The sequence below is a fragment of the Methylobacterium sp. Leaf112 genome (genome assembly GCF_001423295.1).
Taxonomy (GTDB): Bacteria; Pseudomonadota; Alphaproteobacteria; order Rhizobiales; family Beijerinckiaceae; genus Methylobacterium.
This window is the reverse complement of sequence record NZ_LMNG01000002.1, coordinates 1-15,766: the sequence shown is the minus strand read 5'-3', so window position 1 is coordinate 15,766 and position 15,766 is coordinate 1. Positions and strand designations below refer to the sequence as shown.

Genomic DNA, 15,766 nt, shown 5'->3' with positions numbered 1-15,766 from the left:
ACGGCCGAACGCGTGGGCGGTATCGCTGCACCGTCCGGGACATCGCGGAAGGGATCGGGCGGGGACATGACCGGCGGATATGACGAGCGATGCGCGGCCGACCTCGCCAACGTGTGCGAGGGGCGCGACCTGTCCCGGGAGGATCGGGCCTGGCTCGCGCGCGTCGTGACCGGCGCCGTGCGGCCGAACCGCGACAAGCCGCTCTGGGACCTCGCCCACGCGTTATGTGCCCTCGCCCGGCTCACGTCCGCCCGGGACGGACGCGACCTCGTCTCCCTCGCCCTCGATCCGGGTCTCGCCAGGCCGAACGCCATCGCCGCGCGCTTCGGCGAGGCGCGGGCGGACGGGGTTTGCGCCGACGAACGCGGCCTCGTTTTCGCCGACGGCGCGGGTTGGCGCACCACCTGGGCCGGGCTCGCACGCCTGCTGGCGCTGGCCGAGTTCCTGCTGACGGCGGAGGATCTCGGGCAGTTCGCTCTCCTGTCCGGCTGGTTCGGGGAGCTCGCCGAGACGCCCGATGGCGACGCGGCCCCCCTGTTGGGCAAGCGCCTGGGCCGCCACCTCGCCGCCTACCGCAACGCCCATCTGCCGCTCGCGCCCCTGGAGCGACGCTTCCGCGGGCTCCTCGGTTACCTGCGCGGGCGAGCGGAGTTCGACGACGACGACATCCTCGCGTTCTGGTGCAGCGAGATGGAACAGGGCGAACGGCCGGGCTTCCGCACCATCGCCGAGCACTTCGTCACCTTCGAGGCCGCGGCAGGCCTGCGCAACGGCCTCGACAACCTGACGGCGGCCGATTCCCTCGAAGCGCATGTGGGGTGGGAGGAGCGCCTCGATGCGTCGTTGGCCGACCTCGTCGCGGGCGACCCGGCCGAGACCCTGGTCGATCTTCTCGCCGGCCTGGCGGAAGGCCCCAAGATCCTGACGGGGGCCGAGCGCGACGATCTCGTCGATCTCCTGCGCCTGGAGCCGTTCCACCGCACCCGTCCGCTCACCGCGCTGCGGGCCACGAGCTTCGGGCGGGTCCAGGCGGGCCTGTCCAACCGTCTGCGGCGTGGTGGTGGCGGCCTCGATCTCGCCGAGCGGGTCGCCTGCACGGAGGCCGAGACCTATTCGGTCCTGGCGGAGAGGGTCGCTGCGCTGGCGGCGCATCTCGACCGGATGCTGCGCATCGCGGCGGCACTCCGGGTCCCGGCGGAGGCGGAAGGGCTCGCACCGGAAACGCGTGACGCGCTGGCCGCCGCTCGGGCCGATATCCGGCGGGTCCGGCGCGCCGGGTTCGACGATCCCGCCCGTCTGGCCGAAGGCTTCGCCGCCGCCGATTCGGCCCTCGTGCGGCTCGCCGGAGAGATCGACCGGTTCCAGCGCGCGATCGCCGGATTGGTGCGCCACCGTCCCCTGGAGCCGGCTTTCACGGCAGACCGGGACATCTTCGCGAAAACCTTCGCGCAAGCCTACGTGGCGGAAGCGACGGCATGAGCGACGAAGCGGCCCGGCTGCTCGCCGAAATCCACGCCGCGCGTGCCTTGGCGCGCGCCGCGACGCCCGCCACCCGGCCGGGCGTCGCCGCCCTCTGGGCTCACGCCACCCGCGATCCGGGCGGCCCGGTCGATCTCGCGACGGTCCGGGCGATCCGGGCGGACCCCGGGACGGCCCGACGCTACCGCGCGCTCCTCGCCAGCCAGGCGATGGCGCACGCCCCCTTCGCCGTCGCGGCCTCGGACGGCCCCGTCGCGTCGCGCCGCATCGGAGCCTTCACCCTCGAAATCCTGGCCGCGACGGAGGATGCTCCGCCGCTCCTGATCCTCCGGGGCAGCGAAGCCCGGTCGCCACGCCTCATCGAGGTGATCCTGGGAGACGAGACCCTACGGGTCGCGCTGCCGCCCCCCATCGAGGGCGCGATCCTCCTCGCCCTCGATCCGGCGGTCCCGGAGGCGGTTCGCCTCGGGGCGATGCTGCGGGATCCGGCCTGTGCGGCCTTCCTCCTATGATGTCGCGCACATGATCGGCGCCCCGGCATGATCGGCGCCCCGGCATGACGCAGGCCTCGGTTCTCGTGGTTGTGCCGACGACCGGCGGCCCGCTTGTGCTGCGCGGCTTGACTGCGCGCCCCGGCATGCCGACTTCAGCCGCCTTCGCGGTGGGCGATTACCGCCCCCTGCCCTGGTCCGGGGATTACGCGCGGCTCGCGGCCGAAGGCGGCCCGTTGTCCCGCCTACCCGGCATCACCGCCGGGCCCTACGAACTGCGCCTCAGCGGGTCGTTCGACGCCGGGCGCTCGTGGGAGGTGCCCGTTTGCCTCGCCCACGGCCTCGTCGCACGCGGCTTTCGATTGACCCCCGAACCGTCCGAGGCGGATCTCGTGGTCTGGGCGACCGGCGCCGTCGATCTCGACCTCGCTGTCCTGGCCGCCGATTATGCGCTCCTCGACAAGATCGAGCGCTCTCGCGACCTGATGACCGAGGCGGCGCGGGCCGACCTCTACGTCCTTCTCCCCAGCGGTCCCGAAGCCGCGCAGGCCGAACGGATCTTCCGCGCGCTCCCGAGGGCGCGTCCTTCGGCGATCCTGCCGTCCGCATCGATCCCGGCCGCCCTCGCTGCGCTCGTGCGCGGCACCCTGCCGACCGTTGCCACCGCTGGCCGGCGTCGTCGTGCGCCGCCTGCCGTCGCGGCCGGTCTCGTGATCGCGACGGCCTTGGTCGCGATCCTCATGGCGCTCGACGGCCATCCGACGAAGGAGAGACCGGAGGCCCCCCCGGCCCTTGCCGAGGTCGACGCGGTCAAGGCTCGACCGGCCACCCTGCCGGATGGCGGCGCGCCGCCGCCAGGCGTGGAGGTCGAGGAACTCGTCGCGCCGGCGGGCTCCTCGTGCCGGCGCGTAGCGTTCGGTGCCGATCCGCCCGAGCGTCGCGCCGTTCCGTCGGAAGCGAGCGGACGCCTGCGCGCGAGCCGGCTCGCCTCGGACCTGTGCGGCCTCGCCTTTCGCCTCGTGCGACCCGGCGCCCGCCTCGCGGTCGACCCGGCCTTGGCCGCCGCCGCCCTGCCGCCGGTGCGCCTTCCCGACGGGGCGCAGGCCTACTTCCTGCGGGAGGGCAGCCGCCAGAACCTCGTCTACGTGGTCCAAGCCCTATCGGAGGCGGGCGTGCCGAGCGCGTCGGATCGTCTCGAACACGCGTTGCGACGGTGATGCTGCAATCACCGGTCGCAGCCGTAGCTTTTTGACGCAGCGTCGGACGGCGGGCATAACGCCGTCGCCGAGAGGAGAACAGGGATGGCCGAGAGCCGCCGAACGCGCCGCTCGATCCTGCGGGGAACCTGCCTGATCCTGACGTTCGCCGTCGCCGAGGGCGCGCAAGCCCAGAGCGTCGGGTTCGATCCCGCCGATTATGGGCGCGCCCAGCTACCTCTGCGACAGACCACCGGCGATGCGGCCTCCTATGTCGACCGCAACAAGGGCGCGTTCGAGCCCATCGCCGAACTCGACCCCAAGGACGCGCTCGCGGCGCTTGCCCGCCCGATCGGCCGGGTGGACATCGTCCTGCGCAACACCCGCAGCGGCCAGACCGTCGGCGCCTCCTGCACGGGCACGCTGCTGCCCGGCGACTACGTGCTGACGAACCACCATTGCCTGCCGCAGGCGGGCGACCTGACCCCGGTGAAGGCGTCGATCCTCATGGATTACCTGACCCTGGACGGGCAGGGCTCGCGGCGCTTCGACATCGATCCGAACCCCCTGGAATTCGACCCGCGCCTCGATTTCGCCCTCGCCCGCGTCGCCGGCAACCCGACCGCCATCTACGGCTCCGCCCGGCTCTCCGGTGCGGCGGTGTCGGGCAACCGGTCCATGCTCGTCATCCATCATCCCCTCGGGCGGCCGAAGGTGATGAGCCGCTTTCGCTGCTTCGCCGTGAAGGATCAGGGCGAGGGACCCGATCTGCGCCACCGCTGCGACACACTCGGGGGCTCCTCGGGCTCGCTGATGTTCGACGCCTCCGTGGCGGGCGTCGCGCTGCACAAGGAAGGCGGGCTCGACCCGAAGGACCCGTCGAGCTTCAACAACGCCACGCGCCTCTCGGCGATCCTCGGGAAGAGTCGCATCCTGGCGGAGATCGCCGCCACGCAAGGGCATCCGCCCGCGGCCACGACCCCTGCGGCCAGCGCCGCCGCGACCCCACCTCGCCCGCCTGCGGCACCGGCTGCCGCCGCCGACGGCGCCCTCGATCCGGATCGGATGAACGCGATCCTGCGCGGTCGTTGATCGCCGCTAGGAAATTCGACGCATCACACCGGGCCGGGCGGCGAAAACCGCTCTGGTCCGTCCATGGACAGGGTGTGCGGGGCGGGAGCAAGGCCCCGAATATGAAGAGGATCGGATCCCATGCGGATCGATGACGCGCCCGCCCGCCACCTTGAGCCCGTGCGGCTCACCGAGACAGCCGCCCTCGATCGCGCTGCGCGCGCGCTCTGTGGACGCTCGGGACTGATCCTGGCCCTCACCCTCGCCACCCTGCTCGGTCAGGCGGCCCGCGCCAACCCGCTGACGGAAGTGCCAGGCGCCCGACCCGACGCGGCGCCGCGTGACGGGGTCAGCGAGCGGGCGGAGGGGGCGGTGCGCAACCCCGATGCCACCGCCATCATCCGGTCCCTCGCGCCCTTCGCCGACGGCAACCCGGGTGCCCCGGTGCGGGCCGTCGTGCCCGATGACGGCGGGCCGGCCCTGCGTGTCGATGCAGGCCGCTCGGTCGATCTCATCGTATTCTTCGCCTACGACAGCGCGCGCCTGACGCCCGAAGCGCGCATCCAGCTCGAACCCCTGGGGCAGGCGCTGCGTTCGCCGGATCTCGCCGGTCACGGTTTCCTCATCGCCGGCCACACCGATGCGGCGGGGGCCGCCCCGCACAACCGGCGTCTCTCCCTGGCCCGGGCCAGGGCGGTGAAAGCCCACCTGGTCGAGATCTACGGCATCGCACCGGGGCGCCTGCGCGTCCACGGCTGGGGGCCGAGCCGCCTGAAGGACCCGGCCGCGCCGCTCGCGCGGGTGAACCGCCGCGTCGAGGTGAGCCTGATCGCGCCCGCTCGCACCGGCGTCCTGCGCTTCGTGGTGCCCGTCGCCGAAACGACTTGCGGCGGCCCGTCCCCCGCCGATCCGCGCCTCAGGGTCGCTCTCGACCTCGACGATTTCGATGCGGCGCCGACGCCGCCAGCCTGGTCCGAATGACCCCGACCCCGAGACTCAGGAGAGAGATGATGCCGCTACTTCGGACCGCCGTGTTCCGCACCGCCGCCTTCGCCGCGATCCTTTCGGCGGGTCTCTCCGGGCTCGTCACGCCGGCCCAGGCGCAGGCAAAGCCCAACATCGTGGTGATGGGCGAAGATGCCGACGAGGATTCGGTGCCGCGCGGCAACCGCATCTTCCAGCGGGTGATCACCGAACTGTCCGAGACGATGAACCTGCGCGGCTACAACGTCTACGACGAGACCGCCGTGGCCATGGGCTTCACCCAGCCCAACCGTGTCCGGCGGCGCGACGCCGAGCTGATCGAGGTCGCCCGCGCCGTACAGAACCCGCCCGTGGACGTGGTGGCGGTGTTCCAGGTCTACGCCTCGGCCTCGAAGTCCGCCTACTCCGACATCGTGCGGCCGGAGGTGCGCATTCCGGGTCGCCTTCTCAACGTGCGGACCGGTCAGTCGCTCGGTGCCTTCGAGGTCGCCGGCGTGCAGCTGCCGCCCCTGCCTCAGGGCTGCGACCGGGAATGCCTTCTCGAGCGGGTCGGGGCCGAGGCGAAGACCATCGCGGCCGATGTCGCGGCGGCCCTGACGGCGAAGCTCGACGGCGTCGTCGCGCCCCGGCGCGGCACCGACGCGGGCGGCCCCGCCTTCACCGCCCCGCCCCTCGCGGGCGGTGCGCCCGCGGCGGTTCCGGGGGGCGAGGCCTGCGGCGGCCTGCCGACGGCCTACACCGTGAAGTTGAGCGGCTTCTCGGCCCAGGAGGTCCAGGCGGCCGAGGAATACATGGCGGCCTTCCGCTGCTACGAGCACCACCGTCCGGTGCGCTCCGGCGGCGCGTCGGCCGAGTACTGGTACGAGACCCGTTCGGATTCGGCGCGTCTCGGCCGCAACCTGCGCCTGATGCTGGAGCACATGAGCGCGCCGGGCCAGGTCCAGTTCTCGGGCAACACCTTCGTCATCAGCCGTGTGGCGACGCGCTGAAGCCCCGGAGTCCCGCCCATGTCGTTTCCGCGCTCCCGCTACGCCGTCCTGCGACTGCTCGCCCTCCTGGGCCTTCTCGCAGCTCCCGCCCATGCCGCCGAGGCGACGTTTCCGCCCACCGGAGCGGTCGGTCTCGTCCCGCCGCCCGGGATGGTTCCGGCCAAGGCCTTCGCTGGGTTCGAGCACCCCTCCGGCGCCTCGATCGTCATCATCGAGATGCCGGCGGAGGCCTACGGACAGCTCGTCGCCAAATTCACGCCCGAGGCCCTCGGACCGACCGGCTTCGTCGCGAAGGGCACGGGCGAGGGCTTGTCCGTGACAGGGGGCGAGGGCCGGCTCCTGCGCGGCAGCCAATCGGCCAACGGCCTCGCCTACACCAAGTGGATCGCGGTGGTGCGGGGCGGAGCCGGCACCGGCCTCGTCACCGTCCAGGTCCCCGAGGCCGCCCGCCGGCAGGTGCCCGACAAGGCCGTGGAGGCGGCACTCGGGACGATCGCGTTCCGGGCACCCGGCAACGTCGCCGACCAGATCGCGGCCCTGCCCTACTCCGTCGGCGATCTGGCGGGCTTCCGCCCGGTCCGCACCCTGATGGGCAACGCCCTTCTGCTCACCGACGGCCCCAAGGACATCGATCCGGAGGGCGAGCAGGCGATCGTCATCGTGGCGCCCTCGCTAGGCCAGGTTCCGGTCGCGCCCGGCCAGGAAGGCGCCTTCGCCCGCAAGGCCCTGGGCACCATCCGCGAGGTGCGGGACATCGCGGTCACGGACGAGAAGAACTCGACCCTCGGAGGTGCGGCCGTGGTCCGCCTGCGCGGGACCGGCAGCGACACACTGTCCGGCCGGATGATGAGTGTGCACCAGACGATCCGCTTCGATGGCGCAGGGTACCTGCGGGTCATCGGCTTCGCCGGTGCGGACCAGCGGGACGTTCTCGCGCGGATCGATCGCATCGCCGCGTCCATCGCAGTGCGCTGAACCCGAGGAGCCTCGTCATGATCCGTCCGGCAATCCTTCTCACGGGCTCGTTCCTGTGGCTCGGAACGGCAGTCCTCGCAACCGGTGCATCAGAGGCGGACCTCACCGACATCCCCGGCACGACGGCGCAATGCCGCGAGGCCGAGAGCCGCATCGCCTGCCTGCAGACCCTGACGGAGCGAAGCGCCCGGCGGCTCCGGCAGGCCCTGGCGAAGGCGCGGGCGGCCATCGCGCGCAGTCCCACGATCTCCGACGCCGAACGGCCCGCGGCGCGTGAGACCCTCGAGCGGACCCAGCGCGCCTGGCGCATCTACGCGCGCCTGCGCTGCGAGGCGGAGGTCCCGGTCGCCTTCACGGGTGGGACCGGCCGCAACCAAGCCGTGCTGACCTGCCTGCGCGTGCATGATGCGCGCCGCACCGCCGAGCTCGGCGACTTGGCTGGAATCGATTGACGTCGAGGAAGAGGGACGCCCCCATGAGATGGCTCGTTCTCCTGATCGCCTCGCTCGGTGCCACCGACGCCCGCGCCTGGCAGGCGGCCGATGCGCGCGCGCCGCTCCTCCAGGATTGGGAGGCCCTCAACGCGGCCTGCCGGGGCGGGCGCGGCGACGATCCCCGAACCCTCGATGCCTGTGCGCGGCGCGACGTCGTCGACCGACGGCTCATCGCGGAGGGCTGGTGCTACGGGCGGCCCGGCGACGCCGGGTATCAGCGGGCCTGGCGCCGTTGCACCGATGACCCGCGCGGGCGGCCGTTACGCCCGAACCCGTTACGCCCGAACCCGTGGCACTCGCGGGGCCCGGCGACGCGCCGATTGGACGCCGGAACGCCCGATCTCGAACACGGAGCCCGTCATGACCCCTACGATCCGCCTCGTCTGCGCCCTCCTCCCGCTGCTCTCGTCCGGGGCCCTCGCGCAGGATGCCGGCGCGAGCATCCTGCAGGGACTCCAGCAGCAGCAGTTCCAGGGGCTCGATGCGGCGATCGGCGCCCAGTCTGTCGAGGACACCGCACGGTTGCCCCGGGGGGATGCCGAACGTCCGGTCCGCCGCGCGGCCCTTCCGTTCACGACCAGCGCCGAGCTGCGGGCCGCCACGATCGGCCGGCACATCCAGGCCTTGCGGGCGACGAACCCCATCGCCGCGGTCGAGGTCGCACGCGAGATGGCCAAACACGATTACGACGCGATCTTTCGCAGTTTCCTCACCCAGACCGATCTGCGAGCAGACGATGCCGGCGACGTGCTCACGGCCTTCATCGTCCTGCAGTGGATGGTGGCGAACAACGTCGAGGTCGACCCGAGCCCCACTGCCCTGCGGGCGATCCGGCGCCGAATGGTCGAGCCGATTGCGGGCAAGCCGCCCCTGTCGCGACCCGCCACCCGCGCCGCCTTCGCCGAACAGGTGAAGCTGCGCACGGTCCTTCATCATGCTGGCTGGCAGGCGGCCCGGCGCCTGGGGCTGGTGCCCGATTTCCTGGCCGGGTTGTCGAAGGACTTCATCCCGGTGGCGTCCCTGCGGAGCGTCGCCTTCACCGACGAGGGGCTGGTTCAGAAAGGGCGCCGGCCCGGTTCCGCCGGACCAGCCCCGGATGCGGACTCGGCCGGGGGCCGGGCCGGCGCCACCGCGCCGCGGCCCGTCCCCGCTGCCGACGCGGTTGTGTCTAGCCCCGCGCCCCTGGCCGAGCCGCGCCACACCGCGAACTGGTCCGCCGTCGAGGGCGTGTACTTCCGGGCCGCCACGGGCGTCGGCGTCGGCGGCATGGTGGTCATCGAGTACGAGCCGCTGATCCTGTTTCGCGACGGCAGCAGCTACGAGATCGACGACGCGGCCCTGGAGGATGTCGACCTGACGGAAGAGCGGATCGCCAAACCCCGCCGGTTCGGGCGCTGGACCCGCTCGGGCAATCGGTTCGTCCTCACCGGGGCGGACGGGAAACCGCAGGACAACACGCTTCAGGGCGGCTCGTTCTTCAAGGCCTATCCGGCCGATGCGGGGGAGCGGGCCATCGCGCGGACTTACCGGCGCCTGTCGGGCGGCGGCAACAGCGCCATGGGGGGCGACGTCATGATCTCCGTGGCGAGCCGGTACGCGTTTCGTGCGGACGGAACGTATGGGCGCGGCGGCGCCGTGGGGGCCGTCAATTCGGGTGCGACCTCCGGTGCCGGTTCGGCCATGAGCCGACGCGGTGCCCCCGAGGGCGGGCGCTACGCCCTCGACCACCACACCCTGACGCTCATCGGCGAGGACGGGCGAAGCCGGCGGCTGTTCTTCGCCTATGGCTCACGGAAGGACCCGCCGCAGCCGGACCGCGACATGGCCTTCATCGGCGCCAGCGTCTTTTCGCAGCCGGATTGATCCGGGCGGGCATCGCGGGGCGGCCCACCCCGCCCCCATCCGGTGCCGCGAGCTTGCGCCGGCCGGTCCTCATGCGGGATCGGAATAGGGCTGTCCGAGACGGCATTGGACCCCAGACCCCGACGCGGCGCATCGTATCCGCACAAGGGGAGATCGCGATGCTCGGTGTACTTGGTGGGATGGGTCCGATGGCGACCGTGGACTTCATGGGCAAGGTCGTCCGCAACACCCCGGCCGCCTGCGATCAGGACCATATCCGGATGATCGTCTGCTCGGCGGCCGACATCCCCGACCGCACGGCCGCGATCCTGGGCAAGGGGCCCGATCCCTTCCCGGCCATGCGCGACACCCTGCGGCGGCTCGAGGCGGCGGGTGCGCGCCGGATCGCGATCCCGTGCAACACCGCGCATCGTTGGCACGCCGCCCTGCAGGCCGAAACGTCGCTGCCCATCCTCCACATCGTCGACGCCGTGGCGGACGCGCTCGCCGGCGGAATGGGCGATCGCATCGGTGTGCTGGCGACCCGTGGCACGATCGCGGCGGGCATCTACCGGGAGCGTCTGGCCGCGCGCGGGTTCACGTGCCGGACACCCGATGCCGCGGGACAGGCCGAAGTGACGCGCGCGATCCGCCTCGTGAAAGCCGGGCACTCGGCAAAAGCCGGGCACTTGGCAGAAGCGCACACGATCCTGGCCGGGCAGGCCGAGGCGCTGATGGCGGCCGGGTGCAGTCGGATCGTCATGGCATGCACGGAAATCCCGGTTGCGCTGGCCTCCGTCGAAGGTCCCCTGGGCACGGCCCTGGTGGATGCCACCGAAGCCCTGGCCCGTGCCTGCGTGCAGGTCTGCCTGCAAGACGATGCGGGCCCGTCGCTGGCCCGTGCCGCCTGAGCCCGCTGGCGCGGCGCAGACGGCCCCGTCCGCCCCGGCGCACGGCCTTCCCCCGAGCGCGGATTTCAGGCGTCTTCGGCGTCCTCGACCCGGTAGCGCAGCCAGACGGTGCCGCCTTCCAGGGTCTCGGTCTGCAGGTGCCGGAGCGCCTTTCCGGCCGCCGGTCGCTCGCCCGGTTCGCCGTGATACTCGAAGATGGTGGGCACGCCCGCGAGGCCGTCGAGGGCCGGCGAGACGAGAAGGCTGACCTCATCGATCAAGCCGGCCTTGAGGAAGGCGCCGTTGATGATGCCGCCACCCTCGAGAAGCAGGGTCCGTACGCCGAAGGCCGCACCCAGGGTGTCCATGGCGGCGGACAGGTCCCGGCCCTCCGGCCCCGCGAACAGGTAGGAGACCCCGTCCTCCCGAAGCTCGGCGAGGTAGGCGTCGGAGACGCCCTCGCCGAGGACCGCCACCACGTGATCGCCGCCGGCATCGTCCCGCCCGTAATGGACCTTGCCGTGCGGATCGATGGCGACGGCCAGATCGCGGCCCTTGCGGTCGCCGAGATGGGTCCGGCGCAGACTGGCCGGGATGGCCGACGGCATGCGGGGATGTCCCTTGGCGATCTCCGCCATGGTCGTGCGGCCCACGATCCATCCCTCGCCCCCGAGACGTGCGGCGGTCTCCTCGTAGTACCGGTGGACCAAGCCGTCCGCGATACCCGTGGCCGGCGGTGTCCAGCGGCTCGGGTGGAGCCGGCCGTCGATGGAGCTTCCCATGTGACAGATGATTCTCGGGCGCATGGCGGGCCTTCGCCTGTTCTCGGGTTACGGTCGTGTCAGATAGCACGCGGTTCGCTGGCCATGACCCGCGGCGCCCGGTCCGAAAGGTCGACTTTCGGCCCGGATCGCAACCCGACGTCCCGACATCCGCCGCCGTTTTTTGCGCCTCTCCTCAGGCCGCGTCGGGCAGGCGCGCGACGAGCTTGTCGAGGGTGATGGGATAGTCCCGCACCCGAACGCCGGTGGCGTTGTGGATGGCGTTGGCGACCGCCGCCGCGGCTCCCGAGATGCCGAGCTCGCCCACGCCCTTGGCCTTCAGCGGTGTGGCGACGGCATCGACCTCGTCGAGGAAGATCGCGTCGAGGTGCGGGATGTCGGCATGGACCGGGACCTCGTACCCGGCCAGATCGTGGTTGGCGAAGAAGCCGCGCTTCGTGTCGACGGCGAGTTCCTCCATGAGGGCGGCCCCGATGCCCATGGTCATGCCCCCGATGATCTGGCTTCGCGCCGCCTTCGGGTTGAGGATGCGCCCGGCCGCGCACACCGCCAGCATCCGCCGGACCCGGATCTCCGCGGTGTCCACATCCACCCCGACCTCGACGAAGTGGGCGCCGAAGGTCTGGATCGCGAATCGCTTGGTCAGGTCGCCGAACTCCATGGCGTCCTCGGCCACGAGATCGCCTCCGCTCGCGGCCCCGGCGAGGGGTGCGCTCAGATTGCCGGACCGGACGAGGCCGTCCGCGAACACCGCGTCGGCGGAATTGATGCCGAGGCGCTGCGCCACCGTCTCGCGCAGGCGCATGCAGGCCGCGTAGACGCCGGCGGTCGAGGAGGCGGCCCCCCATTGACCACCCGAGCCAGAGCTTTCGGGAAAGGACGAATCCCCCAGCCGAACCACGACACGGTCCAGGGGCAGACCCATCATCTCGGCCGCGGTCTGGGCGATGATGGTGTAGGTGCCGGTGCCGATATCGGTCATGTCGGTTTCGACCGTGACCACGCCGCGGCCATCGAGCCGAACCCGCGCGGCGGACTTCGTCACCGGCGCCCCGCGGATGGCCGAGGCCATGCCGAGGCCGACGCGCCAGCGCCCGTCCCGCACCTGCCCGGGCTTGCCCACGCGCCGGTCCCAGCCGAAGCGCTCGGCGCCCTGACGCAGGCACTCGACCAGCTGCCGCTGCGAGAAGGCGCGCTCCGGCGTCTCGGGATCGACCTGGGTGTCGTTCAGGACGCGGAAAGCGACGGGGTCGAGCCCGAGCTTCTCCGCCATCTCGTCCATGGCGACCTCTAGGGCCATCATGCCGGGGGCCTCGCCCGGCGCCCGCATGGCGCTGCCCTCGGGGAGGTCGAGTTGCGCCAGGTGAAGGCGCGTCATCCGGGCCGCGCCCGCATAGAGCAGCCGGGTCGGAACGACGGCGGCCTCCGGGCGTCCGCCTGCGAGGTTGCCGGACCAGCTCTCGTGGCCGATGGCGGTGATGCGCCCGTCCGCGGTCGCGCCGATGCGGACGCGCTGGATCGTGGCCGGACGGTGGGTGACGTTGTTGGCCATCAGGGGCCGCGTCAGGGCGACCTTGGCGGGGCGGCCGGCCGCCCGGGCCCCGAGCGACGCCAGGACCGCGTCGGCGAGGATCGTCCCCTTGCCGCCAAAGCCCCCGCCGATGTAGGGCGAGACCAACCTGACCCGGTCCTTCGGGATGCCCAGGGTCTTGGCGAGGTCGCGCACCCCCCAGTTCATCTGCTGAATCGAGGTCCACAGGGTGAGGCGGTCGCCGTCCCAGGACGCCACGGAGGCATGCGGCTCCATCATCGCGTGGGTCTGGTCGGGCGTCGTGTAGGTCTCGTCGACCCGGAAGGCCGCCGCGGTGAAGGCACCCTCGAAATCCCCGACCTGCGTCTCGGTCGGCCCGCCGAACTGGCCGGGCTTCGGCACCGGGGCGGTCTCCTTCGCCGCCGCGAGCTCGAAGCGGCCCGGGGTGGCGACCGCATCGACCCGGATGAGGGCAGCGGCGGCGCGGGCCTGCTCGAAGGTCTCGGCGACCACGACCGCGACGGCCTGATGGTAATGGTCGATGTCCGGCCCCGCGAGCGCCCGGGCGACGTAGAACGCCCCCCGGTCGAGCGGGCCGGCGTTCCGCGCCGTGACGACCGCCAGCACACCGCTGGCGGCCTCCGCACGGGACGTGTCGACGGAGCGGATCCGGCCCTTGGCGATACCGGCGCCCACGACGAAGCCATGCGCGAGGTTCACCTGCGGGTCGTGCCAGTCGTTGGCGTAGGGGGCGGTCCCCGTCGTCTTGAACGGACCGTCGATCCGGTCCGTCGGCTTCCCCACGACCACCAGCCGGTCGATGGGGTTCTGGCCCGCGGGTGTCTCGAACTTCATGCCACCGAACCCTGCGCTGAGCCTGTTGCGATGCTGTCTCCCGTCGCGGCGCTCAGGCCGCGTCGGGCATGCGGTTCAAGAGCTTGTCGAGGGTGATGGGGTAGTCCCGCACGCGGATGCCCGTGGCGTTGTGGATCGCGTTGGCCACCGCGGCGCCGACGCCGCAGATGCCGAGTTCGCCCACGCCCTTGGCCTTCATCGGCGACGACATCGGATCGACCTCGTCGAGGAAGAACACCTCCTGGTGCGGGATGTCGGCGTGCACCGGGACCTCGTAGCCGGCGAGATCGTGGTTGACGAAGTAGCCGCGCTTCGTGTCGACGGCGAGTTCCTCCATCAGGGCGGCGCCGACCCCCATGGTCATCCCGCCGATCACCTGGCTGCGGGCGGTCTTCGGATTGAGGATGCGGCCGGCGGCGCAGACCGCGAGCATCCGGCGTACCCGGACTTCCGCCGTGGCCACGTCGACCCCGACCTCGACGAAATGCGAGCCGAAGGTCGATTGCTGGTGGGTCTTGCCGAAATCGCCGAACTCGATGGCGTCCTCGGCGACGAGATCTCCCGCGGTCGCCGCCTCGGCGAGTGGGACGGCGCGGTTGCCAGAACGGACCTGCCCGTCCGCGAACACGGCGTCGGCCGAATTGACCCCGAGCTTGCCCGCCACCGCCTCGCGGAGCTTCACGCAGGCCGCGTAGACGCCGGCGGTCGAGGAGTTGGCGCCGAACTGCCCGCCCGAACCGGCGGACACCGGGAAGGTGGAGTCGCCGAGCCGGACGATCACCTTGTCGAGGCCAACCCCCATCATCTCGGCGGCCGTCTGGGCGATGATGGTGTAGCTGCCGGTGCCGATGTCGGTCATGTCGGTCTCGACCGTGACCATGCCCTTCGAATCGAGCCGGACGCGGGCGGCCGATTTCAGCACCATGTTGTTGCGGAAGGCTGCGGCCACGCCCATTCCGACGAGCCATCGCCCGTCGCGGACTTGCCCCGGCTTGCCCCGCTTGTCCCAGCCGAAGCGTTCTGCGCCCTGGCGCAGGCATTCGACGAGGCTGCGCTGCGAAAACGCACGCGACGGCTTCTCCGGATCGACCTGGGTGTCGTTGATCTCACGGAACCGGATGGGGTCGAGCCCGAGCTTCTCCGCCATCTCGTCCATGGCGACCTCGAGGGCCATCAGGCCGGGAGCCTCGCCTGGCGCGCGCATGGCATTGCCCTCGGGAAGATCGAGCACGGCGAGGCGCAGGGCGGTCATCCGGTTCGGTGCCGCGTAGAGCAGGCGGGTCTGCAGGACCGCCGCCTCGGGACCGCCTTCCGGCAGATCGCCCGACCAGCTTTCATGACCGATGGCCGTGATCCTGCCGTCCTGGGTCGCACCGATGCGGATGCGCTGGAGGGTCGCCGGCCGATGCGTCGTGTTGTTGAACATCTGCGGACGCGTCAGAGCGACCTTCACCGCCCGTCCCGCCGCGCGGGCTCCGAGCGCCGCGAGCAGCGCCTCGGACCGCAGGAACAGCTTGCCGCCGAAGCCGCCGCCGATGAAGGGCGACACGAGGCGCACGTTCTCCTTGGGAACGCCCAGGGTCAGCGCCAGATCGCGCACGCCCCAGTCGATCATCTGGTTCGACGTCCAGACCGTGACCTTGTCGCCATCCCAGGACGCGACGGACGCACAGGGCTCCATCATCGCGTGGGCATGGTCGGGCGTGGCGTAGCGCTCGTCGAGCTTCACCGGCGCGGCCGCGAACGCGCCCGTGAAATCGCCCACGGCGGTGGCGGATGGACTGCCTTGGACATCGCCCGGATCTGTCGCCCCGGCCTTCGCCACGGCCAGATCGAAGGCTCCTTTCGAGGTGGAATACCGGACCTTGACCAGGGCCGCGGCGGCGCGGGCCTGCTCGAAGGTCTCGGCGACCACCACGGCGACCGCCTGATGGTAATGCTGAATCTGCGGACCGCCGAGAAGGTTCGCCGTGTTCAGCTTGCCCTTGTCGAGCTTGCCCGCCGTCTCGGCGGTGACGATGGCGACGACGCCCGGAGCAGCCTTGGCGGCGCCCAGATCCATTGACGCGATCCGGCCCTTGGCGATGGTGGCGCCGAGCACGTAGCCGTAGGCTTGGTTCGCCGCCACGTCGTGGCGCTCGTAGGCGTAGGGGGCGGTGCCGGTGGTCTTGTACTTGCCGTCGATCC

General features: G+C 71.8%; 13 protein-coding genes. 10 read left to right on the top strand and 3 right to left on the bottom strand.

From position 1 onward, the window contains the following. Nucleotides 1-66: 66 nt before the first annotated feature. The 10 genes from ASF52_RS02445 (at nucleotide 67) to ASF52_RS02400 (ending at nucleotide 10,432) form a co-directional block, all read left to right on the top strand. Nucleotides 67-1,479 (top strand): hypothetical protein, encoded by a 1,413-nt coding sequence (locus ASF52_RS02445; protein WP_056167045.1) that lies wholly within the window; start codon nucleotides 67-69, stop codon nucleotides 1,477-1,479. After that, complete coding sequence (locus tag ASF52_RS02440; protein WP_056167042.1) at nucleotides 1,476-1,991, top strand: hypothetical protein; 516 nt, start codon at nucleotides 1,476-1,478, stop codon at nucleotides 1,989-1,991. Before ASF52_RS02445 ends, ASF52_RS02440 begins: the two co-directional genes overlap by 4 nt. A gap of 44 nt (nucleotides 1,992-2,035) precedes the next feature. Next, nucleotides 2,036-3,187 carry a hypothetical protein gene (locus tag ASF52_RS02435; RefSeq protein ID WP_056167038.1) on the top strand — a complete coding sequence of 384 codons (1,152 nt, stop codon included), beginning with the start codon at nucleotides 2,036-2,038 and terminating at the stop codon, nucleotides 3,185-3,187. A gap of 84 nt (nucleotides 3,188-3,271) precedes the next feature. Then, nucleotides 3,272-4,258: a trypsin-like serine peptidase gene (locus ASF52_RS02430; protein WP_056167034.1), complete on the top strand. Its 987-nt coding sequence runs from the start codon at nucleotides 3,272-3,274 to the stop codon at nucleotides 4,256-4,258. 120 nt (nucleotides 4,259-4,378) lie between these two features. Next, a complete protein-coding gene (locus tag ASF52_RS02425) occupies nucleotides 4,379-5,218 on the top strand; it encodes an OmpA family protein (protein ID WP_082515157.1) in 840 nt (279 codons plus the stop codon). 29 nt (nucleotides 5,219-5,247) lie between these two features. Beyond that, on the top strand, nucleotides 5,248-6,210 hold the full coding sequence (locus ASF52_RS02420; RefSeq protein ID WP_056167319.1) for a hypothetical protein: 963 nt from the start codon (nucleotides 5,248-5,250) through the stop codon (nucleotides 6,208-6,210). Between the two features lie 18 nt (nucleotides 6,211-6,228). Then, nucleotides 6,229-7,185, top strand: a complete 957-nt coding sequence (locus ASF52_RS02415) for a hypothetical protein (RefSeq protein WP_056167031.1) — start codon at nucleotides 6,229-6,231, stop codon at nucleotides 7,183-7,185. A 17-nt stretch (nucleotides 7,186-7,202) separates the two neighbouring features. Next, a complete protein-coding gene (locus ASF52_RS02410; RefSeq protein WP_056167029.1) occupies nucleotides 7,203-7,637 on the top strand; it encodes a lysozyme inhibitor LprI family protein in 435 nt (144 codons plus the stop codon). Between the two features lie 402 nt (nucleotides 7,638-8,039). Further along, entirely contained in the window at nucleotides 8,040-9,542 is a 1,503-nt protein-coding gene (locus ASF52_RS02405) for a hypothetical protein (RefSeq protein ID WP_244473672.1), read from the top strand. A gap of 158 nt (nucleotides 9,543-9,700) precedes the next feature. Further along, nucleotides 9,701-10,432, top strand: a complete 732-nt coding sequence (locus ASF52_RS02400; protein ID WP_056167025.1) for an aspartate/glutamate racemase family protein — start codon at nucleotides 9,701-9,703, stop codon at nucleotides 10,430-10,432. A 65-nt stretch (nucleotides 10,433-10,497) separates the two neighbouring features. On the opposite strand, the gene ASF52_RS02395 is transcribed toward ASF52_RS02400, so the two are convergent. The 3 genes from ASF52_RS02395 to paoC (ASF52_RS02385) form a co-directional block, all read right to left on the bottom strand. Further along, nucleotides 10,498-11,217, bottom strand: coding sequence for a RibD family protein (locus ASF52_RS02395; RefSeq protein WP_082478835.1), 720 nt, complete (start codon nucleotides 11,215-11,217; stop codon nucleotides 10,498-10,500). 151 nt (nucleotides 11,218-11,368) lie between these two features. After that, nucleotides 11,369-13,579 (bottom strand): aldehyde oxidoreductase molybdenum-binding subunit PaoC, encoded by a 2,211-nt coding sequence (paoC, locus tag ASF52_RS02390; RefSeq protein ID WP_056167018.1) that lies wholly within the window; start codon nucleotides 13,577-13,579, stop codon nucleotides 11,369-11,371. Nucleotides 13,580-13,631: 52 nt separating this feature from the next. Further along, nucleotides 13,632-15,766: aldehyde oxidoreductase molybdenum-binding subunit PaoC (paoC, locus tag ASF52_RS02385; RefSeq protein WP_056167015.1), on the bottom strand; the 2,135-nt coding region annotated here is incomplete at its 5' end.

Bases quoted from the DNA above. Each gene is read 5' to 3' on its own strand.
- ASF52_RS02425 (WP_082515157.1), top strand. From the start codon at position 4,379: ATGCGGATCGATGACGCGCCCGCCCGCCACCTTGAGCCCGTGCGGCTC.
- ASF52_RS02420 (WP_056167319.1), top strand. From the start codon at position 5,248: ATGCCGCTACTTCGGACCGCCGTGTTCCGCACCGCCGCCTTCGCCGCG.
- ASF52_RS02405 (WP_244473672.1), top strand. From the start codon at position 8,040: ATGACCCCTACGATCCGCCTCGTCTGCGCCCTCCTCCCGCTGCTCTCG.
- ASF52_RS02435 (WP_056167038.1), top strand. From the start codon at position 2,036: ATGACGCAGGCCTCGGTTCTCGTGGTTGTGCCGACGACCGGCGGCCCG.
- ASF52_RS02415 (WP_056167031.1), top strand. From the start codon at position 6,229: ATGTCGTTTCCGCGCTCCCGCTACGCCGTCCTGCGACTGCTCGCCCTC.
- ASF52_RS02445 (WP_056167045.1), top strand. From the start codon at position 67: ATGACCGGCGGATATGACGAGCGATGCGCGGCCGACCTCGCCAACGTG.
- ASF52_RS02440 (WP_056167042.1), top strand. From the start codon at position 1,476: ATGAGCGACGAAGCGGCCCGGCTGCTCGCCGAAATCCACGCCGCGCGT.
- ASF52_RS02410 (WP_056167029.1), top strand. From the start codon at position 7,203: ATGATCCGTCCGGCAATCCTTCTCACGGGCTCGTTCCTGTGGCTCGGA.
- ASF52_RS02430 (WP_056167034.1), top strand. From the start codon at position 3,272: ATGGCCGAGAGCCGCCGAACGCGCCGCTCGATCCTGCGGGGAACCTGC.
- ASF52_RS02395 (WP_082478835.1), bottom strand. From the start codon at position 11,217: ATGCGCCCGAGAATCATCTGTCACATGGGAAGCTCCATCGACGGCCGG.
- ASF52_RS02400 (WP_056167025.1), top strand. From the start codon at position 9,701: ATGCTCGGTGTACTTGGTGGGATGGGTCCGATGGCGACCGTGGACTTC.
- paoC (WP_056167018.1), bottom strand. From the start codon at position 13,579: ATGAAGTTCGAGACACCCGCGGGCCAGAACCCCATCGACCGGCTGGTG.